The organism is Frondihabitans sp. GW821-FHT04F02 (assembly GCF_059420045.1).
Map to the genome: position 1 here is coordinate 543,782 of NZ_JBWKSZ010000002.1, position 22,382 is coordinate 566,163.

General features: G+C 70.7%; 20 protein-coding genes. 10 read left to right on the top strand and 10 right to left on the bottom strand.

Features of this window, described 5'->3' with window-relative positions:
- Positions 1 to 54: 54 nt before the first annotated feature.
- A complete protein-coding gene (locus tag AC07TY_RS07655; protein ID WP_123505328.1) occupies positions 55 to 1,356 on the top strand; it encodes a glycosyltransferase 87 family protein in 1,302 nt (433 codons plus the stop codon).
- A 54-nt stretch (positions 1,357 to 1,410) separates the two neighbouring features.
- Here the strand turns inward: AC07TY_RS07655 and AC07TY_RS07660 are convergent, their stop codons facing one another.
- The 4 genes from AC07TY_RS07660 to AC07TY_RS07675 form a co-directional block, all read right to left on the bottom strand.
- Positions 1,411 to 2,751: an O-acetylhomoserine aminocarboxypropyltransferase/cysteine synthase family protein gene (locus AC07TY_RS07660; RefSeq protein ID WP_488624573.1), complete on the bottom strand. Its 1,341-nt coding sequence runs from the start codon at positions 2,749 to 2,751 to the stop codon at positions 1,411 to 1,413.
- An 88-nt stretch (positions 2,752 to 2,839) separates the two neighbouring features.
- Complete coding sequence (locus AC07TY_RS07665; RefSeq protein WP_494784906.1) at positions 2,840 to 3,535, bottom strand: GntR family transcriptional regulator; 696 nt, start codon at positions 3,533 to 3,535, stop codon at positions 2,840 to 2,842.
- Positions 3,522 to 4,214, bottom strand: a complete 693-nt coding sequence (locus AC07TY_RS07670) for a GntR family transcriptional regulator (protein WP_123505325.1) — start codon at positions 4,212 to 4,214, stop codon at positions 3,522 to 3,524. Before AC07TY_RS07670 ends, AC07TY_RS07665 begins: the two co-directional genes overlap by 14 nt.
- Positions 4,215 to 4,468: 254 nt before the next feature.
- Positions 4,469 to 5,158, bottom strand: coding sequence for an endonuclease/exonuclease/phosphatase family protein (locus tag AC07TY_RS07675; RefSeq protein WP_123505324.1), 690 nt, complete (start codon positions 5,156 to 5,158; stop codon positions 4,469 to 4,471).
- 453 nt (positions 5,159 to 5,611) lie between these two features.
- Here AC07TY_RS07675 and AC07TY_RS07680 point away from each other — a divergent pair, with 453 nt between their 5' ends.
- The 5 genes from AC07TY_RS07680 (at position 5,612) to AC07TY_RS07700 (ending at position 8,468) form a co-directional block, all read left to right on the top strand.
- Positions 5,612 to 5,887 (top strand): hypothetical protein, encoded by a 276-nt coding sequence (locus AC07TY_RS07680; protein WP_488624571.1) that lies wholly within the window; start codon positions 5,612 to 5,614, stop codon positions 5,885 to 5,887.
- Positions 5,860 to 6,645, top strand: coding sequence for an ATP-binding cassette domain-containing protein (locus tag AC07TY_RS07685; protein WP_494784907.1), 786 nt, complete (start codon positions 5,860 to 5,862; stop codon positions 6,643 to 6,645). Before AC07TY_RS07680 ends, AC07TY_RS07685 begins: the two co-directional genes overlap by 28 nt.
- A gap of 221 nt (positions 6,646 to 6,866) precedes the next feature.
- Positions 6,867 to 7,559: a hypothetical protein gene (locus AC07TY_RS07690; RefSeq protein ID WP_488624569.1), complete on the top strand. Its 693-nt coding sequence runs from the start codon at positions 6,867 to 6,869 to the stop codon at positions 7,557 to 7,559.
- A complete protein-coding gene (locus tag AC07TY_RS07695; protein ID WP_488624568.1) occupies positions 7,556 to 7,813 on the top strand; it encodes a hypothetical protein in 258 nt (85 codons plus the stop codon). The genes AC07TY_RS07690 and AC07TY_RS07695 overlap by 4 nt, the downstream gene beginning before the upstream one ends.
- Before the next feature lie 37 nt (positions 7,814 to 7,850).
- A complete protein-coding gene (locus AC07TY_RS07700; protein ID WP_488624567.1) occupies positions 7,851 to 8,468 on the top strand; it encodes a nucleoside/nucleotide kinase family protein in 618 nt (205 codons plus the stop codon).
- Between the two features lie 53 nt (positions 8,469 to 8,521).
- Here AC07TY_RS07700 and AC07TY_RS07705 read toward each other — a convergent pair whose 3' ends face one another.
- Positions 8,522 to 10,702, bottom strand: a complete 2,181-nt coding sequence (locus AC07TY_RS07705; protein ID WP_494784908.1) for a glutamine synthetase III family protein — start codon at positions 10,700 to 10,702, stop codon at positions 8,522 to 8,524.
- 152 nt (positions 10,703 to 10,854) lie between these two features.
- Positions 10,855 to 11,481 (bottom strand): TetR/AcrR family transcriptional regulator, encoded by a 627-nt coding sequence (locus tag AC07TY_RS07710; protein WP_488624565.1) that lies wholly within the window; start codon positions 11,479 to 11,481, stop codon positions 10,855 to 10,857.
- A gap of 111 nt (positions 11,482 to 11,592) precedes the next feature.
- Between AC07TY_RS07710 and AC07TY_RS07715 the strand changes: the two genes are divergently transcribed.
- Positions 11,593 to 13,035, top strand: a complete 1,443-nt coding sequence (locus tag AC07TY_RS07715; RefSeq protein ID WP_488624564.1) for a DHA2 family efflux MFS transporter permease subunit — start codon at positions 11,593 to 11,595, stop codon at positions 13,033 to 13,035.
- Positions 13,036 to 13,235: 200 nt separating this feature from the next.
- Here the strand turns inward: AC07TY_RS07715 and AC07TY_RS07720 are convergent, their stop codons facing one another.
- Positions 13,236 to 13,781 carry a GNAT family N-acetyltransferase gene (locus tag AC07TY_RS07720; RefSeq protein ID WP_494784909.1) on the bottom strand — a complete coding sequence of 182 codons (546 nt, stop codon included), beginning with the start codon at positions 13,779 to 13,781 and terminating at the stop codon, positions 13,236 to 13,238.
- Positions 13,782 to 13,820: 39 nt separating this feature from the next.
- Between AC07TY_RS07720 and AC07TY_RS07725 the strand changes: the two genes are divergently transcribed.
- Positions 13,821 to 14,390 (top strand): helix-turn-helix domain-containing protein, encoded by a 570-nt coding sequence (locus AC07TY_RS07725; RefSeq protein WP_123505315.1) that lies wholly within the window; start codon positions 13,821 to 13,823, stop codon positions 14,388 to 14,390.
- A gap of 419 nt (positions 14,391 to 14,809) precedes the next feature.
- Here AC07TY_RS07725 and AC07TY_RS07730 read toward each other — a convergent pair whose 3' ends face one another.
- From AC07TY_RS07730 to AC07TY_RS07740, 3 genes are read right to left on the bottom strand one after another with little or no spacing between them, the layout of a single operon-like run.
- The gene (locus tag AC07TY_RS07730) at positions 14,810 to 16,108 is read right to left on the bottom strand and encodes a M1 family metallopeptidase (protein WP_494784910.1); all 1,299 of its coding nucleotides are present in this window, start codon (positions 16,106 to 16,108) and stop codon (positions 14,810 to 14,812) included.
- Positions 16,105 to 20,070: a Pls/PosA family non-ribosomal peptide synthetase gene (locus AC07TY_RS07735; protein ID WP_494784911.1), complete on the bottom strand. Its 3,966-nt coding sequence runs from the start codon at positions 20,068 to 20,070 to the stop codon at positions 16,105 to 16,107. Before AC07TY_RS07735 ends, AC07TY_RS07730 begins: the two co-directional genes overlap by 4 nt.
- Positions 20,067 to 20,657 (bottom strand): 4'-phosphopantetheinyl transferase family protein, encoded by a 591-nt coding sequence (locus AC07TY_RS07740; protein WP_494784912.1) that lies wholly within the window; start codon positions 20,655 to 20,657, stop codon positions 20,067 to 20,069. The genes AC07TY_RS07735 and AC07TY_RS07740 overlap by 4 nt, the downstream gene beginning before the upstream one ends.
- Positions 20,658 to 20,751: 94 nt before the next feature.
- On the opposite strand from AC07TY_RS07740, the gene AC07TY_RS07745 reads away from it, so the two are divergent.
- Together AC07TY_RS07745 and corA are read left to right on the top strand one after the other, a co-directional pair.
- Positions 20,752 to 21,324 (top strand): DUF6518 family protein, encoded by a 573-nt coding sequence (locus tag AC07TY_RS07745; protein ID WP_123505311.1) that lies wholly within the window; start codon positions 20,752 to 20,754, stop codon positions 21,322 to 21,324.
- A 36-nt stretch (positions 21,325 to 21,360) separates the two neighbouring features.
- Positions 21,361 to 22,359, top strand: coding sequence for a magnesium/cobalt transporter CorA (corA, locus tag AC07TY_RS07750; RefSeq protein ID WP_123505310.1), 999 nt, complete (start codon positions 21,361 to 21,363; stop codon positions 22,357 to 22,359).
- Positions 22,360 to 22,382 lie beyond the last annotated feature (23 nt).

A 22,382-nucleotide genomic window follows, 5' to 3' on the forward strand; every position in this document is an offset into this window, starting at 1 on the left:
GCAGGATGAACCGGGGCGGACGAGGGTGCGCCCGGGAGTGTCTATGCTCGAAGGGTGCCAGCTCGTCCCCTCGCCTCCCTCTCGAAGTGGGCGCAGGACGCTCGGGTGCTCTGGTCGGGTCTCGTGCTCGTGCACGTCGTCGTCTTGATCCTGAGCATCCCGTACATCCTGAGCGGCGAGCTCGGCGGCGATCTCCCGGTCTACGCGAAGTGGGCCTCCGACGCCGTCGACCGCGGCCAGTGGCCGGTCTTCGCCACCGACTGGGTGTACCCGGCGGGCGCCCTGCTGCCGATCGTCGGCTCGCGCGTGCTCGGCGCCGGCCTCTACACGGTCGTCTGGGTGGTGCTCGTCGGCGTCGCGAACGGGATCGCGCTGCAGGCGCTGATCCGCCGCGGCCGCTTCGTGCGCTCGCAGTGGGCGCCCGGGTTCTGGGTGCTGACGATCGCCGTCCTGGCCGCAGTCGACCTGCTCCGCCTCGAGGGCTTCACGGCGCCGATCGTCGTCGTCGGCATGCTGTTCCTCGGCTCGCGCCCGTGGGTCGCCGGCTTCCTGCTCGCGGCGGCGACCTGGATCAAGGTGTGGCCGGCCGCGGTCATCGCCTCGGCCGTCGTCGCGACGAGCCGCCGCTGGATCGTCCTGATCACCGGCGCTGCCGTCTCTCTCCTCGTCTCGTCCATCGTGCTGATCGGCGGCGGGGGCGCCCACCTCGACAGCTTCGTCACCCAGCAGAACGGGCGCGCCCTTCAGGTCGAGGCGCCGCTGGCGACGCCGTGGCTCTGGATGTCGCTCGCCCGAGTGCCCGGGGCGCACCTGATCCACAACCGCGTCCTGCTCACCGAGGAGGTCACCGGCCCCGGCGACCAGTGGCTCGTCTCGCACGCCACGGCCGTGATGTTCATCGTGATGGCGGCCCTGATCGTGGTGCTCGCCGTGGCGACCCGCCGCCTGTCGACGCTGCCGCACGCCCTGGGCCGTGAGGTCGACCTCGTGCTCGTCGGCGCGCTGGCGCTCGCGTCGGCCTTCATCGTCTTCAACAAGGTCGGGTCGCCGCAGTACGTCCTGTGGCTCACGCCGATCGTCGTGGTCGGCCTGGTGCTCCGCCCGCCGGACTGGAAGACCCCGGCCATCCTCGCCCTCGTCGTCGCCGGGCTCACGACGCTGGTCTACCCGGTGCTCTACATCCCGCTGCTCGACCTCGCGCCGATCGCGCTCATCGTGCTCGGCGCCCGCAACGTCATGCTCGTCGTGGTGCTCGCCTGGTCGGTCGTCAAGCTGGTGCGCGCCGCGTTCGTGAGGCCGGCGGTCCCGCTCGGGACGCGTCCGATGGGCTCGCCGGTGCGCAGCACCAGCTACTAGGAGTCAGAAGCGGGCGCAGGAACGCTGTTCCGCAGGAACGCTGTTCCGCAGGAACTAGGCGGCAGCGTGCTCCCGCTCAGCGTCCGACAGCGCCGGCCCGGTCGCGGCCCCGGCAGCGTCGAGCGCCCGCTCCAGGTCGCGCAGCAGGTCGCGCACGCTCTCCAGCCCGACCGACAGCCGCACCGTGCCGGGCGTGATGCCGCGCGACAGGCGCTCCTCCTCGGTCAGGTGGCCGTGGATCGTCGAGCCGGTGTGGATAGCCAGTGTGCGCACGTCGCCGAGGTGGGTCATCTTGCTGATCAGCTCGAGCGAGTCGATGAACGCCTTCGATGCCTCGAGCCCGCCGGCCAGCTCGAACGTGACGACGGCCCCGGCTCCCTTCGGCAGGTACTTCTGCGCTCGGGCGTAGTACTCGTTGCCGACGAGGCCCGGGTAGTCGACGCCCGTCACCTCGTCGCGGTGCTCGAGCCACTGGGCCAGCGCCAGGGCGTTCGCCACGTGGCGGTCCATGCGCAGCGACAGCGTCTCGATGCCCTGGAGGAGCATGAACGCGCTGGTCGGCGGCAGCGTGGGGCCGTAGTCGAGGGCCGTCACGCTCCGGAGGTAGGTGAGGAAGGCGAGGGGCCCGAAGCGCTCGACGAACGACGGCACGCCGGTCGGGCCGGGCGACGCGATGTTCGGGAAGCGGTCGGTGTGGGCGGACCAGTCGAACGTTCCTGCGTCGATGACAACTCCGCCCAGGACGGCGCCGTGACCCGAGAGCCATTTGGAGGTCGAGTGGATCACGAGGTCGGCGCCGTGCTCGATGGGTCGGGCCAGGTACGGCGTCGCCACGGTGTTGTCGACGATCAGCGGGAAGCCGCCCTCGTGGGCGATGCGGGCCAGGCGGGCCAGGTCGACGACGTCGTTCTTGGGGTTCGGGATCGTCTCGGTGAAGAGGGCCTTCGTGGTCGGGCGGATCGCCGCGGCCCACACCTCGTCGGGCGCGTCGGCGGGGATCAGCTCCACCTCGACGCCCTGGCGGCCGAAGCTGCGCGCGAACAGCGTGCGCGAGCCCTCGTAGAGGCTGTCGGTGGCGAGGATGTGGTCGCCCGAGACGGCCAGGGCGTTGAACGTGAGGGCGATCGCCGCCGTGCCGCTGGCGGTCAGGAGCGCGGCGGCCCCGCCCTCGAGGTCGGCGAGACGGCGGGCGACGGCGGCGTTCGTGGGGTTGTCGGTGCGCGCGTAGGCGGCTCCGGGGATCGTGCCGTCGAAGCGGCCCTGCCCGTCGGCGAACGAGTCGAAGACGAAGCCGGCCGACTGGTACATCGGCGTCAGGCGCGCACCGTGGTCGCTGTCGAGGTTCGTCCCCGCATGGATCTGGCGGGTATCGAAGTCGTACGACGAGCTGGACATGCGGCAAGGCCTTTCGCGGGGTTGGTCTGAGCAGGCTAGCCGAGGCGCGTGGGAAACCCGGGGCTGTTCGTCACACGCGTACACATAGTCAGCCGTGCACGAACGCGGGCTCGCGCGCGAGCCGCTCGTGGAAGACCGCCATGCCCTCGTCGTAGTACCGATGGAAGGCGGCGACAGTGCCCTCGACGTCGTGCTGCGCGGCGCACGCGATGGCGTCGTTCAGCGCAGGGTTGGTCACCTCGCGCGGAACGAGGTGCCCGAACTGGCCGAGCACGCGGAGGAGGTGGGGCCGGAGCCGAGCCAGCGTGCGCTCGAGCGGGGCGTTGTCCAGGCTGTCGACGAAGGGCTGGAAGAGGCCCGCCGTCGCCGCACCCGTGAAGATCGACTCGGTGTCGACCTCGTCGCGATCGGCGAGCGATGCCACCCACGCCTGCATGCCGGCGATCTGCGGGTCTGTCAGCAGCGGGGTGCCGTAGCGCACGGCCATCAGGTAGAGAGCGCGAGCGGTGTCGTCGGCCTCGAGGTAGTACCGCAGCGACAGCGGGGCCACTCGCGTGTAGAGATTGGGCACCGACTCGACCAGGCCGATATGGGTCAGGCGCAGGATCGCCGTCCGGACCGTGGCCCGCGACAGGCCCAGCTCGCCGGCGAGCGCCACGTCGTGCACGCGCTGTCCGGGCTCGAGGCGGCCTCGGATGATGTCGTCGCTGAGCCGGTCGAAGACGTCGTCGGTGAGGAGCCGCCGGTTCGGGACGATGAGGGCCTCACGCTCAGGAACCGGCACCGGACGCCTTTCGGTAGGGGCGGAGCTCGTCGCCGGTGACCCGGTCGATGAAGTGGCTCATCGTGCCGTCGAGGAACGCGCGCATCTCGGCCTCGAAGCCGTCGGCGTCGTGCTCGCGGCAGCGCCGGATGACGATGTCGAAGTAGCCGCGCACCGGCGTCGTGTCGAGGTGGTCCTTGAAGCTGTTCACGCCGAGGGTCAGAAGGGGCGCGTGCACCTGGATGCTCTCGATCAGGACCGTGTTGTCGCAGTGCATGACCACGCATGCCACGAACCGGTCGATCGGCGAAGGTCCGGGTGGCCACTCGCTGGCCGGCGCGGCGCGGAGCTCGTCGTTGAGCGCCTCGAGAAGAGGAAGCTGCTCGCCGGGAAACCGCAGGATGCCCCAGTGCATTGCGCGAGTGACCAGGGCGGCCCAGACGGCCGCCGACTCGGCGTAGGTGCGCGGCGACACGTGCGCGACCTTGGTGAAGCGGTTGGGAGCCATCTCGACCAGTCCGATGTCGGCCAGTTGGGCGAGCGCCTCGCGGATCGGGGCCCGGCTGGTGCCGAGCCAGGCGATCAGGTCGTCGTCTCGGAGGCGGTGGCCCGGTGGGAGACGGCCGTCGAGGATGGCGTGGGTGAGCTCGGTCAGGACGGTCTCGCGCAGAAGGGTGCGCGCGATCCTGTCGTCAGCCATTCACCGTCCTTCGTGCGTGTACCCCGACCGGCGGAGACAGCGGGCGGGCCGTGAGCCTGCTGAACAGTACACGCGGAGCCGCGCGACCGTTACCGACGTGACATAGAAGAAGAGAAGGGCGGGAGCCTCTTACCCGAATAAAAGAGCTCCCGCCACCGCCGGATCAGTGGCGTAGTCAAGATACTAATCAGATCACTCCGAGTCGAGCAACACGGAAGAAAACATTCTGCCGAGAATGTTTCGAGTACGTGACATCAAATTGCGACAGCCGCCACGCTCGCCAGCAGCAGGATCGGACGATGGTCCGACTTGCCCTGGGGGAGCGACAGGACGCTGGCGATCTTCATCCCCATCGTGGTCGCGAAGTCGAAGTGCCCGCTGAAGCCCGAGCGGGAGTACGTGGGCTCCTCGGTGATGGAGAGCTCGTAGCCCGTCTTCAGGAGGTGCTTGCGCAGCCCCTGGCGGAACCACGGGTAGTTGAAGTCGCCGACCATCACGGTCGGGACGCCGCCGGCGAGCTCCTTGAGCTTCTCGTGCGCCAGGCCGATCTGGCGGCGGCGCAGACCGTTCGAGGCGGTCAGCGGAGCGGCGTGGAAGTCGGCCACGACGAGCTCCTCGCCGGTCACGAGGTCTTTCAGCCGCGCGGCGAGGAGCCGCTCGTGGGCCGGGGCCATCACGCGGTCGTGCATCGACTTCATCAGCGCGAAGAGACTCGTGCCGAGCAGCTCGAAGCGGTCCTCGCGGTAGTAGAGCGCGAGCCCCAGGCGGTTGGTCTTCGTCGAGGCCGCCAGCTTCAGTCCCAGGATCTGGTCGGGGATGTCGGTGCTGTCGCACTCCTGCAGGCACAGGACGTCCATTCGGTGAGCCTCGACGAGGTCGGTCAGCTCCCCGATCGCGAGGTGCTCGCGAAGGTTGTAGCTGACGATTCTCAGATCGGGTTCCATATCTGCATTCTCTCGCTTGCGACGGTGCTGCGCGTTCAGGAACGCTCCGGAATTCATCGGAACGTCACGGATCTCATAGGAACGGTTCGGCGTGGACGCTCGCTCCGCTTGGTCCGAGCAGTGGCTGGATTTCGCCATTGACATGTGGTGCACACACTCGAAATACTGCATAGGCGGGACCCAGAGGGCCCCGCCTCGGCTCGCACCAGCGCCAACTGACGCGAGCTATCGATAGCCGGAAGCGCCGGCTACCGAGATGGGAAGAATGCCATGAAAACTAATCGAACGACCTGGAAGTTGCGCCACAGAATCGTTGCCACTCTCGCTCTCTCCGCTGTTGGCGTCGCAGGTTTCTCTGCTGCGGCTTCGGCCGCTCCGGCACCGCTGGCGGCCGTTGCCGCTGGACCTGTCGGCGGGTCTTTCCCCTCCTCGTCCGTAGCCGCATCTGGAGCGGTGATCCCGCTCACCATTGGTGGGTCCGTCCACGAGCCGGTGAGTCCGGTCGGCCCCTCCGACCGCCCTAGCGATTCACGAGCCAGCATCAAGCCCCTTATTGATGCAGCGGTGAAGATCATCAAGAAGATACCCGGATGGTGGTCGAAATTTGCCGCGGGTGTCAAGAAGGCTTGGGCGTGGTTCAACACCAACGTCTGGAAGCCGCTCGTGAAGCTCGCCAATGCACTCAGCGTCCTGGTGTCAGGATGGGAAATCTGGAGCTGGTTCCACTGATGCATGCTAGGAATGGCGGGCTCATCGTCGATCAACTGACGAAGTCGTATGGATCGAAGACGGTCGTCGAAGGTATCTCATTCACGGTGCCGACCGGGACCGTGGCCGGGTTCGTCGGCCCAAACGGATCAGGTAAATCGACGACGCTCAGGATGATGATCGGGCACGCCCGACCGGACTCCGGCCGCGCTCTATTCGATGGCGCGCCGTTCCCGGCGCTTCGATCACCTGGGCGGACCGTAGGCGTTCTCCTCGATGCTGCGGCGCAGCATCCTGGCCGAAGTGTCGTCGAGACCGCGTATCTCGCGGGCCTGATGATCGGCGTCACACGGAAGCGCGTGCTGGCTTGTCTTGAAGCGGTCGGCGTCGAGTCGGTGGCCAAGAAGCGGGTGGGGGCCCTTTCCCTCGGGATGCGCCAGCGCTTGGGGATCGCAATCGCCGTCCTCGGGGCACCCCGCTTTCTCATTCTCGACGAGCCAGCCAACGGACTCGATCCGGAGGGGATCCAGTGGTTGCGGCAGTTCCTCCGGGGCTTCGCGGACCACGGAGGAACCGTCGTGGTGTCCAGCCATCAGCTTTCGGAAGTCGCCGCTGCAGCAGATTCGATTGTGGTCATCGACCGGGGGCGGCTCTCGGCAGTCGGAGTAGGGACAACTACTAACCCGGCTTCGATCCTCGTCCGCTCGTCCGACGACGTTCTCCTTCACGAGACCCTCAGCCGTGCTGGCTTTGCTGTGTCAATCGCAGAAAACGGATGACTGAGCGTCGAAGGCGATGCTTTCGACGTCGGTCGAGTTGCCTTCGAGCGGGGGATCCTCCTCGGACACCTTGCGCCGCACGAATCATCCCTCGAGGAGGCCTTCCTCGCCGCCACGCATGGTGAATACGCGGGTCTAGGCGGCGAGCGGCTACTCGATTTCGTCAGGGGCGGTGGGCGATGACTTTCCTTCGATGCTTCCAGGTCGAGTTTCGGCGCTCCGTGGACACCCGCGCATCCCGGGTGCTCCTCGCTGTCATGGTCGCGCTGGGGGTTGGCGCGGCGCTTCTCGCCTCGCAGGGTGGCGCTCGACTCAGCGAGTTCGTCGGGTCGGCATCGCTCCCTCTGCCGTTGCTACTGCCGATCGTCGCAGTCTTGGCGACTACTGGTGACTGGACCCACCGGTCAGCGCTGACCACCTACGCGCTGGTCCCGCACCGACAGACTGTGCTCGGCGCCAGGGTTCTCGCAGCAATCGCGCTCGTACTCGCTACAGCCTTCGCCATCACCGTGCTCTCGGTCTCGGCTTTCCTCGTGCTCCACTGGGGCGATTGGACTGTCTTCGACGTGCCTGCCCTGCGCGTCTCGATCTGGTCGGTGTTCGCATTCTCGCTCGCGGCGGCACTCTCTGGAGTGGCGATGGGCTCGTTGCTCCTCAATACGCCTCTCGCGATCGTCGTCACGATGGTCGTCCCCATCGCGTATGACATCGCCGTGACACCCCGGCTCCCCGTCGTCGGGGAGTGGTTCTCGAGTCTGGGATTCAGTCTGTGGCTGACCGAGCCGCAATGGACGTGGCTCTCACCGACGGATGAGTTGACAGGCGTTGGTCCCGCGCTCACATCGCTCGTGGTGTGGGTCTGCCTTCCGCTCCTTCTCGGAGCGGTGAGGCAGGACAGGAGGGAGGTCCGATGACAGGCGACAGGGAGCCGCCGCGCCGCTTTCTCGACCTCGTCGTGGCTCGGTCGGTCCTGGCGGTCGCTCTGACCGCAGTCAGCCTGGTGCTCTTCCTCCACGAGGCGAAGCTGTCGCTCATGCCGATGGTGATGGCGCTCCTTCTGATCACGAAGGGCAAGAGCATCGTCGACCGGAAGGCGCCGCCGATCGCCTTCCTCGTCATGGTCCCGATGATCGCGGTCATAGTCGTGGTCGCACTCGGGCGGGCGTGACGGGCCGGCGGCAAGGGGCACCGGGCAGACTGGTCGCATGCCGATCGCCGACCTCGTCCAGCGCGTCCGACACCTCCAGCTGAAGCACGCCGGCCGACGGCTCATGATCGGGATCGCGGGGGAGCCCGGCTCGGGCAAGTCGACGCTGGCGACCCGCCTCGCCGAGTCGCTGGGCGACGCCGCCGTCGCGCCGATGGACGGCTTCCATCTGGCCAATGCCGAGCTCGGCCGCCTCGATCTCGCCGAGCGCAAGGGCGCGCCCGAGACGTTCGACGCCTGGGGGTACCTCGCCCTGCTGCGACGCCTTCGCACGGCGGACGAGCCCGTGGTCTACGCGCCGATGTACACGCGCGACGTGGAGGAGAGCATCGGCTCGGCGATCGCCATCCCGGGCGACGTGCCGATCGTCATCAGCGAGGGCAACTACCTGCTCGGCGACGACGACCCGTGGCCTCTGGTCCACGCCGAGTTCGACGAGGTGTGGTTCGTCGACACGCCTCGCGACCTCCGGCTCTCGCGCCTGATCGAGCGGCACGAGCGGTTCGGCAAGACGCCCGAGGCGGCGCGGGCCTGGGCGACGGGGCCCGACGAGGAGAACGCCCTCGTCGTGCGGATGTCGCGCGAGCTGGCCGACCTCGTCGTCTCGGTCGACTAGGCGGAGGCGGGGTGGGCCGGCGCCGGGAGTTCCTGCGCCCGCCTGCCGCGGCGCTAGAGGACGAAGAGGAGCTCCTGGTACGTCGGAAGCGGCCAGAGGTCGTCGGCCACGATGGTCTCGAGCTCGTCGGCTGCGCCCCGGACCGCCAGCATCGCCGGCAGCAGAGCGTCGCGGGCGTGCTCGGCCTCGGCGAGGGCGTCGTGGCCGGCGTCGGCAGTCAGCGCGTCGCCGAGCGTCGCGAGGGCCGAGCGGAGCGCCGCGACGGGCGCGCTGATGCCGTCGAGCGGAGCCAGATCGACGTCGGTCATGCCCGCCGCCTTGAGAGCGGCGATGTTGGTCGCGATCTCGGTCTGGTGGCGCACGGCCGCGGGGAGGATCACCGTCTGGCCGATCTCCTGAGTGAGCCGCGCCTCGACGCCGATGGCCAGGACGTACTGCTCGAGGCCGATCTCGTAGCGGCTGTGCATCTCGCGATGGGTGAAGACGCCGTACTTCTCGAAGAGGGCGAGCGCCTCGTCGGTGATCAGCTCAGGAAGGGCGTCGAGCGTGGTCTTGAGGTTCTTGAGCCCGCGCTTCTCGGCCTCGATCGGCCACTCGTCGACATAGCCGTTGCCGTTGAAGACGACGGCGCCGTGCTCGGTGATGATCTCGGTCAGGAGCGTCTGCACGGCGGAGTCGAAGTCGACGCCCTCGGCGACGGCCGCCTCGAGCGTCGTCGCGACGTAGTCGAGCGAGTCGGCCATGATCGTGTTGATCGTCACCATCGGGGCCGCCACCGTCTGGAGCGAGCCGGGAGCGCGGAACTCGAAGCGGTTGCCCGTGAAGGCGAAGGGGCTCGTGCGGTTGCGGTCGCCCGGATCGGTCGGCAGGACGGGCAGCGTGTCGACGCCGATGGTCATCGTGCCGCGGCCCTTCGACGACGTGGCCGGGCCCCGCGCGATCTGCTCGAAGATGTCGGCGAGCTGGTCGCCGAGGAAGATCGAGATGATGGCCGGGGGAGCCTCGTTCGCGCCGAGACGGTGGTCGTTGCTGGCTGACGCGACCGACGCGCGCAGCAGGCCCCCGTAGAGGTGCACGGCCCGGATCACGGCAGCGCAGAAGACCAGGAACTGCGCGTTGTCGTGGGGGTTGTCGCCGGGAACGAACAGGCTGCCGAGCTCGCTGTTGCCGAGCGAGAAGTTGACGTGCTTGCCCGAGCCGTTCACGCCCGCGAACGGCTTCTCGTGAAACAGGCACTCCATGCCGTGCTTCTTCGCGATCGACTTGAACGTCGTCATCAGGAGCTGCTGGTGGTCGGCCGCGATGTTGCCTCGCTCGAACATCGGCGCGATCTCGAACTGGCCGGGCGCCACCTCGTTGTGGCGGGTCTTCGCCGGGATGCCGAGCTTGAACAGCTCGCGCTCGGTGTCCATCATGAAGCCGAGCACGCGCTCGGGGATGGCGCCGAAGTAGTGGTCGTCGAACTCCTGGCCCTTGGGCGGCTTCGCGCCGAAGAGGGTGCGCCCGGCGTTCATCAGGTCGGGCCGCGCGAGGAAGAAGTGGCGGTCGACGAGGAAGTACTCCTGCTCAGGACCGCAGAACGACACGACGTGGTTCACGTCGTCGTGGCCGAAGAGCCGGAGCACTCGCTCGGCGTGCTCGCCCATCGCCTGCTGCGAGCGCAGGAGCGGCGTCTTGTGGTCGAGCGCCTCGCCGGTCATCGACACGAACACCGTGGGGATGCAGAGCGTGTTGCCGTTCGGGTTCTCGAGCACGTAGGCGGGGCTGGTGACGTCCCAGCCGGTGTAGCCGCGGGCCTCGAAGGTGTTGCGGAGGCCGCCGTTGGGGAAGCTGGACGCGTCGGGCTCGCCCTGCACCAGCGTCTTGCCGGCGAACTCGGCGAGGGCGGTGCCGTCGCCGACGGGCTCCAAGAAGCTGTCGTGCTTCTCGGCGGTGAGGCCGGTCAGCGGGTAGAACACGTGGGCGTAGTGCGTGGCGCCTTTCTCCAGGGCCCAGTCCTTCATCGCGGACGCGACGGCGTCGGCGACCGCCGGGTCGAGCGTCGCGCCGTGCTCGATGGTCGCGACGACCGACTTGTAGACCGACTTCGGGAGGCGCTTCTGCATGACGACCCGGTTGAAGACGTTCTCGCCGAAGATCGCTCCCGGAGCCTCGTCGAGCGAGAAGCTCACGGCCGGAGGCACGTACGCCTCGACGTCCTTGATGGCTTGCAGGCGGGCGGCGTTTCCGGTCATGGCTTCTCCTGAGATTCGGGCTCGGGCGGCGGCGTGCCGTTCGACGTCGGGGATCCTGCTGCGGAACGACCCGTCGGGCCAAATCTAGGGAACGAGGCTTTCTCGGATGTTTCGGACGCGTGACGTTTGGCTACGGGCTGGCGGCGGCATGCTCACGCGGTCGCGGCGTCCGGCCCCATCGTCTCGAGAACGATGTCGAGCTTGTGGCCGAAGGCGGCGCAGGCCAGCTCGGTGGCGTCGGAGTCGCGTCCGAACAGCGACGGCATCTCGATGCAGAGCAGCACGCTCGTGAGCATCCCGTACGACAGGAAGGTCTGGACCTCCTCGGGGGCGAAGCCGGCCTCGTCGCGCAGGAACGCGTACACCTCGAGGAAGCCCCGGCGTGCCGCGACGCCGATGACGGGGTCGCCGCCCGACACGAAGCCCTGCATGAGCGAGCGGTGCAGGCCCCTGGTCTTCACCAGGTCGATGAACGCGTTGCCGAGCTTCGGGACCAGCGCCTCGGCGGGCTCGCCCGAGCTGCGGTGCTCCGCGAGCTGCTCGCGGAAGCTCACGAGCAGCATCGCCAGCGCCGCGTTGATGACTTCGAGGAACAGCGCCTCCTTGGTGCCGAACATGCGCACGACGTAGGGCTGGCTGATTCCGGCGGCCTTCGCGACCTGGTCGGTCGTCGTGCCGTGGTAGCCGCGGTCGCCGAACACGCTCGTCGCCGCCTGGATGATCTGCTCGCGGCGCTCCGCGGAGGTCATGCGGGTATCCGGAGCCGATTTGGTAGCCATGCTTGACAGGTTATCATTCGATTACTACGGTTTTAGTAATCATTCGATTACAACCATCCCATTCCTGCGAGACCAGTCGTGTCTCGTAAGAACAGTCCTGAAGGAGCACTCGTGTCCGCACGAACGAGCACACGCCGGATTCCCGTCTGGCTGGCCATGGTCGCCGCCTCCCTGCCGATGTTCATGGCGACCCTCGACAACCTCGTCGTCACCAGCGCTCTCCCGGTCATCCACGAAGAGCTCGGCTCCACCGTCGAAGACCTCCAGTGGGTGACCAACGCCTACACGCTCTCGTTCGCGGCGCTCATGCTCCTGGCCGTCAGTCTCGGCGACCGGTTCGGACGTCGCCGCCTCTTCGTCGGCGGCATCGTCGTCTTCACGGTCGCGTCGGCGCTCGCCGCGATGAGCACCTCGTCCGGGGCGCTGATCGCGGCCCGCGCACTCGAGGGCGCCGGCGCGGCGGCCGTCATGCCGCTCTCGCTGACCCTGCTCGTCGGCGCGGTCTCAGTCCGCCTCCGGCCGATGGCTATCGGCATCTGGGGCGGCGTCTCCGGACTCGGCGTCGCGCTCGGCCCCCTGATCGGCGGCGCAGTCGTCGAGGGCTGGAGCTGGGAGTCGATCTTCTGGCTCAACGTGCCGATCGGCATCATCGCCGTGCCGCTCGCGCTCTACGCCCTGCCCAACACCTTCGGCCTGCGCGTCCGTGCCGACATCGTGGGCGTCCTGCTCGCCGGGCTCGGCGTCCTCGGCGCGGTCTTCGGCATCGTCCGCGGCAACGATGCGGGCTGGTCGAGCTTCGAGGTGCTCGGCTCCCTGATCGGCGGCGGCGCTCTGCTCGCGGCCTTCCTGATCTGGGAGAGCCGCAACCCGACGCCGCTCCTGCCGCTCCGCCTGTTCCGCGACCGCAGCTTCACCCTCGCGAACTTCGTGGCTATGAGCTTCAGCTTCGGCTCCTTCGGCGCGGTGTTCATCCTGATCCAGTTCCTGCAGGTGGTGCAGGGCAAGACCCCGCTCGAGGCCGGAGTCGCGACCATGCCGTGGACCCTCGCACCCATGATCGTCGCCCCGCTCACCGGCCTGATCGCCCCGCGGGTCGGTACCCGCATCCTCATCGTCTCCGGCCTCGCGCTCCTGAGCGCCGGGCTCTTCGAGATCGCCCTCACCATGAGCGCCGACGTCGGCTACCTGACGCTGCTCCCCGGCTTCCTGCTCGCCGGCGTCGGCATGGGTGCCGTCTTCGCGCCGATCTCGACGGCGGTCCTGACGAACATGGCGCCCGACGATCACGCGAAGGCGTCCGGCACGAACTCGACGCTGCGCGAGATCGGCGTCGCGCTCGGCATCGCCGTCCTGACCGCCGTGTTCACCGGCGCCGGCGGGCAGCTGACGCCGACCGGCTACGTGTCGGCGGCCGTCCCGGCGGTCGTCGTCGGGGCGAGCGTGCTGCTCGGCTCGGCCGTGCTGGCGGCCTTCCTGCCCTCGGGCATCGTGCGCAGGAACGCGGACACCCCCGCCGACCTGCCCGCCGTCCCCGACCTCGTCGTCGCCCCCTAGCCCCGCCCTGCCCGCCCTGCCCTGCCCCGCCCTCCCCGCCCGCCCTCCCCACGTCCGGTGAGGAGTCGCTGGTTGCTCCCGCCGACAGGCGTCTTCGACAAGCAGCGACCCCTCACCGGCGGCGGGGGCGGGGGGGCGGGGCGGGGGCGGCGAAGGGCTGGGCGGCGGGGGGCAGGGCGGCGGGGCGGGGCGGGGCGCGGTCAGGTCAGGTCGGCGGGCTCGCCCTCGGCGGCGGGGGCCAGCCGCTTCTGCAGCCACGCCGTCGAGTGCCACCGCCCCAGCTTCCAGCCGATGTCGGCGAACGTCGCCACCCGCTCGAACCCGAGCGCCTCGTGCAGCCCGAGGCTGGCGTCGTTCGGCAGTGTCATGCAGGCGGCGGCGATGCGGAACCCCCGGTCGGCCAGCCGGGGCAGGAGCGCGCCGTAGAGGGCCCGCCCACCGCCGCGCCCGCGGTGCGCCGAGTCGAGGTAGACGCTGACCTCGGCGGCCCAGCGGTAGGCATCGCGGCCGGAGAACGGGCCCGCGTAGGCGTAGCCGACGGTGGTGTGGTCCAGTTCCAGCGTCATCCAGGCGTGCGAGACCTGAGCCTCGGCGATGCGGCGGCCCATCTCATCGGCGGTAGGGGCGACGCTCTCGAAGGTGATGGCCGTGTCGGTCACGTAGGGCGCATAGATGCGGGCGCAGGCCGCGGCGTCGTCGGGAGTCGCATCGCGGACGAGGAGCGCGGGCACGGTGGGGTCGGACATGGCACCATAGTAGCCAGATCAGGTCGTATAGTTGCACCCATGACCGACGACCTGACCGACTCGCTCGCGGCCGCCCTCGCCGGAGCCCGCCACAGCCGCGACCTCAGCGTCAGCGCCCTCGCCGATCGGTCCGGTGTCTCACGCGCCATGATCGCCAAGATCGAGCGCGGCGAGGTCCAGCCGACCGCGGCGCTGCTGGGCCGCATCTCAGGAGCCCTGGGCATCACGCTCTCGGAGCTCATCGCGCGCGCCGAGAGCACGGGGGCCGGCGGACGAGTGGCGCGGTTCGGCGATCAGGCCGTGTGGACCGACCCCGAGACCGGGTACCACCGCCGCTCCGTGTCGCCCGGCGCCGGCGGCCCGATCGAGCTCGTCGAGGTCGAGCTCCCCGCCGGGGTCCGCGTCGACTACCCCGCCGACTCGTACTCGTTCACGCACCACCAGATCTGGGTGCTCGACGGCGAGCTCACCTTCGTCGAGGGCGCCGAGACGCACCACCTGGCGGCCGGAGACTGCCTGCAGCTCGGGACTCCGGTGGCCTGCGCCTACGTCAACGAGTCGGCGGGTCCGTGCCGCTACCTCGTCGCGCTCGCGCGTCGCGGCGCCTAGCAACAGGGGCGTGTCGGCGGGCGCGCAGTGGCATGGGCGGGTCTCCGGAGGCGCGCCGACACCTGCCAGACCCCGCCCGTCCGTGCCCGGGTCCGCGTGTCGGGCGGTGCGTGCGCGCTTCCCTGAAATGCGAGCAGGGGCGCAGGAACGTGCGCCCCGGCGCGGAACCCCGCACCGCCCGCACCCCGAGCGCCGTCGGGCCGCGCCTCCGGCAGCCCGCCGTCCGCGTCTCCGGCGTTGCGCCCACGCGCCGCCGAGCTGCCAGCCGTCGGCATCTCAGGCGCCCTGCACCCTGGACTTGCGGCGGCCCGCCGTCGGCGGCCCGGCCCGCGCGCTTTCCCTGAGTTGCGCGCACCCGCAGCGCGCCGCCGACCGTCGCCACGCAGCACCGCCCGCCAGCCGGGCCCGCAGCCGGCCCGCTACGCCCGCGGCAGCGCCGGCACCGCGAGCCCGAACAGCCAGGCGTCGAACAGCTCGCCGAGGTCGGCCCCGGCCTTCTCGGACGCGAGCGCGACGAAGTCCGTCGTCGTCGCGACGCCGTGATGGTGGCGCGTCGTCCAGGTGCGGAGGGTGTCGAAGAACACGTCGTCGCCGACGCGTGCGCGGAGCGCCTGCAGGGTCACAGCGCCGCGCTTGTACACGCGGTCGTCGAACATGGCGTCGGGCCCGGGGTCGCCGACCACGATGTCATGCGGCAGGCCGGCGAGGCGGGCGCGGGCGGAGGCCGCCAGGCGCGCCGCCGAGGGGCCGCCGGAGGCCTCCGACCAGAGCCACTCGGCGTAGCAGGCGAAGCCCTCGTTGAGCCAGATCTCGCCCCAGCTCGCGACGCCGACGCTGTTGCCGAACCACTGATGAGCGAGCTCGTGCGCGATCAGGCGCTCCGACCCGCTGCGGCCGTCGGCGTGGTTCGCCCCGAAGATCGCGAGCCCCTGGGCCTCGAGCGGGATCTCCAGATCGTCGTCGGTGACGACGACCGTGTAGGCGGCGAACGGGTACGGGCCGAAGCGCTCGGTGAAGGCTGTCATCATCTCGGGCAGCAGCCCGAAGTCGTGCCCGATGCGCGAGCGGAGGGCCGGCGGCCCGGCGAGGGTTCCGGGGACGCCCGCGAGGTCGACCGGGAGGATCTCGTAGCGGCCGATCTGGACGGTCGCGAGGTAGGTGGAGGTCGGCTCGGGCTGGTGGTACTCCCACGTCGTGCGACCCGACTTCGTGTTCCGCTCGGCGAGCACCCCGTTGCAGACCACCGCGTAGGGCTGCTCGGTGGCCACTCGGATCACGTACGACGCCTTGTCGGACGGGTCGTCGTTGCACGGGAACCAGGTCGGCGCGCCACTCGGCTGCGCGGCCACGATGACGCCGTCGGTGAGCTCCTCCCACCCCACGGTTCCCCAGATGCTGCGCCGGGGCGCCGGGGCGCCGGCGTACTCGATCACCACGACGAACTCCTCGCCCGCATCGATCGCCTCGGGCGGCACCACCACGAGCTTCGCGGCAGTCTGCGAGAGGCGCGCCTTGGTGCCGTCGACGCGGACCTTCGAGGCGCGGAGCCCCACGAGGTCGAACGAGAGGCGGCGGAGGTCGGCCGTCGCGCGGGCCGTGATCGTCGCGGTGCCCTGGAGGCGGTTCGTCGAGACCCGGTAGACGAGGTCGAGGTGGTACGAGCTCGTTCGGTAGCCGGGGTTTCCGCTGTCGGGGAGGTAGGTGGTGCGTCCTGTCACTGAGCGGCCGCGCGGTAGTCGGAGACGCGGACCTCGCGCCAGGGGCCGATCGGGTTTCCCGACCAGCGGCTGCCGGTGGGGACGCCCTCGCCGCGCATGACGAGCGACGCGGGCCCGACCGTCGCGTGGGCGCCGAGGCGGGCGGCGGGGAGGACGACGCTGTGCGGCCCGAGGGTCGAGCCGGCGTCGAGGGTGACGGTGTCCATGCTCATGATTCGATCATGAAACAGGTGCGTCTGCACGACGCAGCCGCGATTGACGGTGCTGCCGTCGCCGAGCCGTACGAGGTCGGCCTCGGGCAGCCAGTAGCTGTCGGTCCACACGCCGCGGCCGATGGAGGCGCCGAGCGACCGGAGCCACCAGACCAGCGCCGGGGTCCCGGCGGCGGGCTGTGCGAACCACGGGGCGGCGCAGAGCTCGACGAACACGTCGGCGACCTCGCTGCGCCAGACGAAGCTCGACCAGAGCGGCTTCTCGGTGGCGCGGATCCGGCCCACGAGCGCCCACTTGGCGGCCGTCGCGGTGAGCGCCGCGACCGCGCCCGCGGCGAGCATGACGGCACCCGAGAGCGCGATGGTCCAGCCGAGGCCCACGGCGTCGACGAGCGCGATCAGGGCGAACAGGAGTGTGAGGCCGAGCAGGCACGACACGACGACGGGCACGAATCGGCCGAGCTCCCAGAGGATGCGCGCCGCGCGGATGCCGGCCGGCGGGCGGAAGGTGCGGGCCTCGTCGGTCGCGGCGACGGTGCGGCGGAGCCGGACGGCCGGCGAGCCGAGCCACGACGACCCGGCCTTCGACTTCTTCGGAGCGGAAGACAGCACGGCGACGAGACCGTCGCGGGGCACGGTGTGGCCGGGGCCGGTCATGCCGGAGTTGCCGAGGAAGGCCCGCTGGCCGATCTCGGCCCGCGCGATCCGCAGGTACCCGCCGCCGAGCTCGTACGAGGCGACCAGGGTGTCGTCGGCGAGGAACGCGCCGTCGCGGATCGTGGTCATCGACGGCAGCAGCAGAACCGTCGACGCCTCGACGTCGCGGCCCACCTCCGCACCGAGGAGGCGCAGCCAGACGGGCGTGAACAGGCTCGAGTAGAGCGGGAAGAGGAAGGTGCGTGCGAGGTCGAGCAGCCGCTCGGTGCTCCACACCTGCCAGCCGGCGCGGGAGCGCACGGGAAACGTGCCCTCGGCGACGCCGAGCGCCAGGAGCCGGACGAAGGCGACGACCAGCACGGCGGCGGTGAAGCCGGCCAGGAGCGTCGCGGGCACGAGCAGCGCGAGCGCGCGGGCGAAGGCCTCGCCCAGCGAGCCCGATCCTGCGACCCCCAGGGCGAGGACGGCGCCGCCGCCGGCCAGGGCCGCGACGGGGAGGAGCGCGAGCACCACCGACGACAGGCCGTACGCGAGCAGCCAGCGCTTCGGGGCCGCGGGGCGATCGGCCGGCCACCAGGTGCGGTTCTTCCCGACGCGTGCCGCGGGGGAGCCGGCCCACTCCTGGCCGGAGGGCACGCGCCCGAAGACGGCCGACCCGGGTGCGACCGACGAGTCCTTGCCGATGCGGGTGCCCGGGAGCAGCGTCGAGCGCATGCCGACGGTGGAGCCGGCGCCGATCCGGATGGCGCCGATCCGGACGACGTCGCCGTCGATCCAGTAGCCCGACAGATCGACCTCGGGCTCGATCGACGCGCCGCGGCCGACGCGGAGCATGCCCGTCACCGGCGGGAGCGCGTGCAGGTCGACGCCGGGGGCGATACGGGCCCCGAGAGCTCGGGCGTAGTAGCTCACCCACGGCGCGCCCGCGAGCCCGACGGCGCCGATCTGGTGCGCCACCTGCTCCGCGAGCCAGAGCCGCAGGTGCACGCCGCCCCCGCGCCGGTAGTCGCCGGCCTCGACGCCCGTCAGCAGGAGGCGCGCGGCGACGACCGAGATGGCCATGCGGCCGATCGGGCTCACGAACACCACGATCAGGATCACCAGGGTCAGCCAGCCGACGGACGGCAGAGCGCGGAACGCGTCGCCATCGGCCCACTGGAGCAGCGTCGAGGCCGTCAGCGCGTAGGTCAGCCAGCGCACGCCGCTGAGGATGTGCAGGGGGATCCCGAGCAGGGTCTGCAGCCACTGCATCCGCAGCGGCGTCGGCGCGGAGCGGTGGTAGTCGTCGCGGGCGGCCTGACCGCCGCCGCGCACGGCGAGCGCATCCGCCATGGCACCGAACCGCGGGTGGGAGTAGATCTCGGCGACGGTGAACTCGGGATCGCGCTCGCGGATGCGCGCGACCAGCTGCGCCGCGGCCAGCGAGCCGCCGCCGAGGTCGAAGAAGTTGGCGTCCCGGTCGTCGATCGGCAGGCCGAGCACCGCCTGCCAGTCGGCGGCGAGGATCAGCTCGTCCGAGCCGAGACCGGCGTCGGCGCCGTCGATGGTCGTCGCCGGGAGCGGCCACGGGAGGGCGTCGCGGTCGATCTTGCCGCTGGTCTTGGTGGGCAGGTCGCCCTCGACGAGGGCGAGCAGCGGGACGAGGGCCGCGGGGAGCCCCTCGCGGAGCCGCTCGAGCGCTGAGCCGCGGTCGAACGCCTGCGCGTCGGCCACGGCGAGGTAGCCGACGAGGAGCTGGTTGCCGGCGTCGGTCTTCCGGACGGCCGCCGCCGCGCCGCCCACGCCGGGCAGCGCCAGCAGCGCCGCCTCGATCTCACCCAGCTCGATGCGGCGGCCGCCGACCTTCACCTGGTCGTCGGCGCGGCCCTGGAAGACCAGGCCCTCGCGCTCGAACCGCACCAGGTCGCCGGAGCGGTAGGCGCGCTCCCAGCCGAGGCCCTCGTGCGGCGCGTACTTCTCGGCGTCCTTCGCCGGGTCGAGGTACCGGGCCAGGCCGACGCCGCCGATGATGAGCTCGCCGACCTCGCCCTCGGCGACGGGCCGGCCGTCGGCGTCGACCACAGCGGCGTCCCAGCCGTCGAGCGGCAGGCCGATGCGGACGGTCTCGCCCGGCACGACGAGTGCGCCGGTCGTGACGACGGTGGCCTCGGTGGGGCCGTAGGTGTTCCAGACCTCGCGGCCCTCGCCGGCGACCCGGTCGACGATGTCGGGCGGCAGCGCCTCGCCGCCGAAGATCAGCAGGCGGACGCTCTCGAGCGCCTCGGCGGGCCACAGGCCGGCCAGCGTCGGCACGGTCGAGACGGCGGTGATGCCGTGCAGCACCAGCCACGGCCCGAGGTCGGCGCCGGTGCGCACGAGCGAGCGCAGGGCCGGCACGAGGCAGGCGCCGCTCCGCCAGGCGAGCCACATCTCCTCGCACGACGCGTCGAACGCCACGCTCAGGCCGGCGAGCACGCGGTCGCCGGGGCCGAGCGGGTCGACGCCGGGCGCGTTCAGGAACATCCGCGCTTCGGCGTCGGCGAACGCGGCGGCCGAGCGGTGGCTCGCCGAGACGCCCTTCGGCGTGCCGGTCGAGCCCGAGGTGAAGATGATCCAGGCGTCGTCGGCCGGCAGCGGGGCCGTTGCGGGCAGAGCCTCGGCGCGGCTGCGGTGCGGCGCCGGCCCGGCGAAGATCGAGGCGGCGCGCGTGGTGCCGTCGCGCGGGTCGAAGACCCCGCCGGCTCCGACGACGCCGACGATCCCGGCCTCGCCGAAGACGAGCGCCGCGCGCTCCTCGGGGTCGTCGGCGTCGACGGGCACGTACGCGGCGCCGGCGGTGAGCACGGCCAATATGGCGAGGTAGAGGAAGCGGTCGCCCGAAGGCATCCGCACGCCGACCCGGTCGCCTCGGGCGACGCCCGCCGCGGTGAGCGCGGACGCTGCCGCGCCCACCTGCACGGCGAGCTCGCGGTAGCTGAGGGCCCCCTGGTCGTCCTCCAGCGCGGAGGCCTCGGGGAACGCCGCCACCGTCTGCCGCAGCACGTCGACGAGCGTGCGCTCGGGCGGAGTCCGGTCGGAGCCGAGCAGGAGGCCGGGGCGCGAGTCGTCGTTCATCGGTTGCGCACCCTAGTGGACGCCGGCGACGCGACGGTGAACGCCAGCGCCCCCACCAGCGGACCGTCCAGAGCGAGGTCGACGATCCGCTCGTCGTCGGCGCGCACGGTGGTCATCGGCCGGGTGAGACCCTCGCCGGTCGCCTTCAGGAGCGCCTCTTTGCGCACCCAGGTGCGCAGCAGGTCGGACGACGCCTCGCCCTCCGCCAGCAGAGTGTCGGCGAGGGAGGGTGCCGCCCCGAGTTCCTGCGCCCTCTCGATGTCGACGCCGACCGGCTCGTCGGCGACCGCGATCGCCGCCCACCGCCCCGAGCGCGACAGGCTGAAGTGCGGGCCGTCGGGGAGGGAGGGCTTGCCGTGCCGCTCGCCGCACGAGAAGCAGGGGGCGCGCAGGAACTCCAGGCCGCCGCCCGCCACCCCCGCCGCCTCGCCCAGCACGTCGCGCAGCCCCGCGTGCGCTGCCGCGTACCGGCGTGCGTCGCGGGCGCTCGCGAACCGCGCAGCCCGCCATCGCTCGCCCGCGTCGAGCGAGCCGGTGTCGATGGGCGCGTCGCAGTCGACGATCCACACCCGAGCGTCGTAGGGCATGCCTCGACGGTAGCGGCCCGGGTGGTCCTCGAGGACGAGACGATCCGATCCGGGGAGGGATTGCCTGGCTGCGGAGAGCCCCTACAGTCGATATATGAGTTCTGCGAATGCTGCCGCCGTCCGTCACCCGTGGCGCTCCGAGACTGTCGCGAGCACCGTGCGCGCCGTCGTGATCGTGCTCGTCGGGGCCGCTCTCATCGGCGGGGCGACCAGCCCGGCGCAGGGGTTCCTGCCCGACTGGCTGGGGTCGCTGGCGAACTCGGCGGGTGGCTGGAGCATGTTCGCCTTCCTGCTCGTGTGGCTCTCGCGGGCCAGGCCCCTGCTCGGCGCGATCCTCGGCATCGTGGCCTTCGAGGCGATGCTCGAGGCCTACGGGGTGGTCAGCATCTGGCGCGGCTACTACTACGCCGCTCCGCTGCAGAACATGTACACGGTGCCCGGCATCGCGGCCGGCCTGATCCTCGGCGCCTGTGCGGCGTACGTGCGCTGGGGGCGCCCTGCTCGACGCTGGCTCGCCGTGCTCCCCCTGACCGTCGTGCTGATGGCGGAGGGCGCGTACGGCCTCCTGTTCATCTCGGACACCACCAGCCCCGTCTACTGGACCCTCGACATCGTCGCCGGCGCGGCCTTCCTCGCCGCCGCCCTCTGGCGCTCGCGGCGCGTCTGACGCCGCTCGTTCACCCGCGGGGAGCATCCTTCTGGGATGCCCCTCATCGACAACGGCGTGTACGTCGCGGGACGCCGGATCGAGAACCCGCGCAGCCTGGACGCCACCTACCGCCTGATGCACCAGCACGACGGCATGGGCTGGATCGGCCTGTACCGGCCGAGCCCCGCCGAGGTGCGCTCGGTCGCCGCCGAGTTCTCGCTCCACCCCCTCGCCGTCGAGGACGCCCTGCTCGGCCACCAGCGCGCCAAGCTGGAGCGCTACGACGACATCCTGTTCGCGGTGCTGCGACCGGCCCGCTACGTCGACGCGGAGGAGACCGTCGAGTTCGGCGAGCTCCACGTCTTCCTCGGGCCCGAGTTCGTCGTCACCATCCGGCACGCGGAGTCACCTGACCTGATGACCGTGCGCAAGCGGATGGAGGCGGCTCCCGAGCTGCTGGCGGAGGGGCCCGAGGCCGTGCTCTACGCGATCCTCGACCAGGTCGTCGACGAGTACGAGCCCGTGCTGGCCGGCCTCGAGAACGACATCGACGAGATCGAGAACGATCTCTTCCGCCTCGAGAGCACGGGGCTCTCGGAGCGCATCTACAACCTGTCGCGCGAGGTGATCAACTTCCAGCGGGCCGTCGTGCCGCTCGTGAAGATGCTCGATAACCTGCAGCGCGGCAGCGAGAAGTACGGCGTCGACGTCGAGCTGCAGCGCAATCTGCGCGACGTCCAGGACCACACGCTCCTGATCGTCGAACGTGTGGCCTCGTTCCGCGCCATCCTCGACAACGCGCTGACGGTGCACGCCACGATCGTGACGAGGCGGCAGACCGACCAGAGCATCCAGCAGAACGAGGAGGTCAAGAAGATCTCGTCGTGGGCGGCCATCCTGTTCACGCCGACCCTGATCGCCTCGATCTACGGCATGAACTTCGACCACATGCCCGAGCTGCACTGGGAGTTCGGCTACCCCTTCGCAGTCCTCCTGATGCTCGCTGCGGGGTTCGGCCTCTACCGGGTGTTCAAGCACCGCCACTGGCTGTAGGGGCACAGGGTGCACGTCGTTCG

Bases quoted from the DNA above. Each gene is read 5' to 3' on its own strand.
- AC07TY_RS07675 (WP_123505324.1), bottom strand. From the start codon at position 5,158: ATGGAACCCGATCTGAGAATCGTCAGCTACAACCTTCGCGAGCACCTC.
- AC07TY_RS07735 (WP_494784911.1), bottom strand. From the start codon at position 20,070: ATGAACGACGACTCGCGCCCCGGCCTCCTGCTCGGCTCCGACCGGACT.
- corA (WP_123505310.1), top strand. From the start codon at position 21,361: ATGCCCCTCATCGACAACGGCGTGTACGTCGCGGGACGCCGGATCGAG.
- AC07TY_RS07695 (WP_488624568.1), top strand. From the start codon at position 7,556: ATGACAGGCGACAGGGAGCCGCCGCGCCGCTTTCTCGACCTCGTCGTG.
- AC07TY_RS07670 (WP_123505325.1), bottom strand. From the start codon at position 4,214: ATGGCTGACGACAGGATCGCGCGCACCCTTCTGCGCGAGACCGTCCTG.
- AC07TY_RS07660 (WP_488624573.1), bottom strand. From the start codon at position 2,751: ATGTCCAGCTCGTCGTACGACTTCGATACCCGCCAGATCCATGCGGGG.
- AC07TY_RS07745 (WP_123505311.1), top strand. From the start codon at position 20,752: ATGAGTTCTGCGAATGCTGCCGCCGTCCGTCACCCGTGGCGCTCCGAG.
- AC07TY_RS07685 (WP_494784907.1), top strand. From the start codon at position 5,860: ATGGGAAATCTGGAGCTGGTTCCACTGATGCATGCTAGGAATGGCGGG.
- AC07TY_RS07710 (WP_488624565.1), bottom strand. From the start codon at position 11,481: ATGGCTACCAAATCGGCTCCGGATACCCGCATGACCTCCGCGGAGCGC.
- AC07TY_RS07725 (WP_123505315.1), top strand. From the start codon at position 13,821: ATGACCGACGACCTGACCGACTCGCTCGCGGCCGCCCTCGCCGGAGCC.
- AC07TY_RS07705 (WP_494784908.1), bottom strand. From the start codon at position 10,702: ATGACCGGAAACGCCGCCCGCCTGCAAGCCATCAAGGACGTCGAGGCG.
- AC07TY_RS07720 (WP_494784909.1), bottom strand. From the start codon at position 13,781: ATGTCCGACCCCACCGTGCCCGCGCTCCTCGTCCGCGATGCGACTCCC.
- AC07TY_RS07700 (WP_488624567.1), top strand. From the start codon at position 7,851: ATGCCGATCGCCGACCTCGTCCAGCGCGTCCGACACCTCCAGCTGAAG.
- AC07TY_RS07740 (WP_494784912.1), bottom strand. From the start codon at position 20,657: ATGCCCTACGACGCTCGGGTGTGGATCGTCGACTGCGACGCGCCCATC.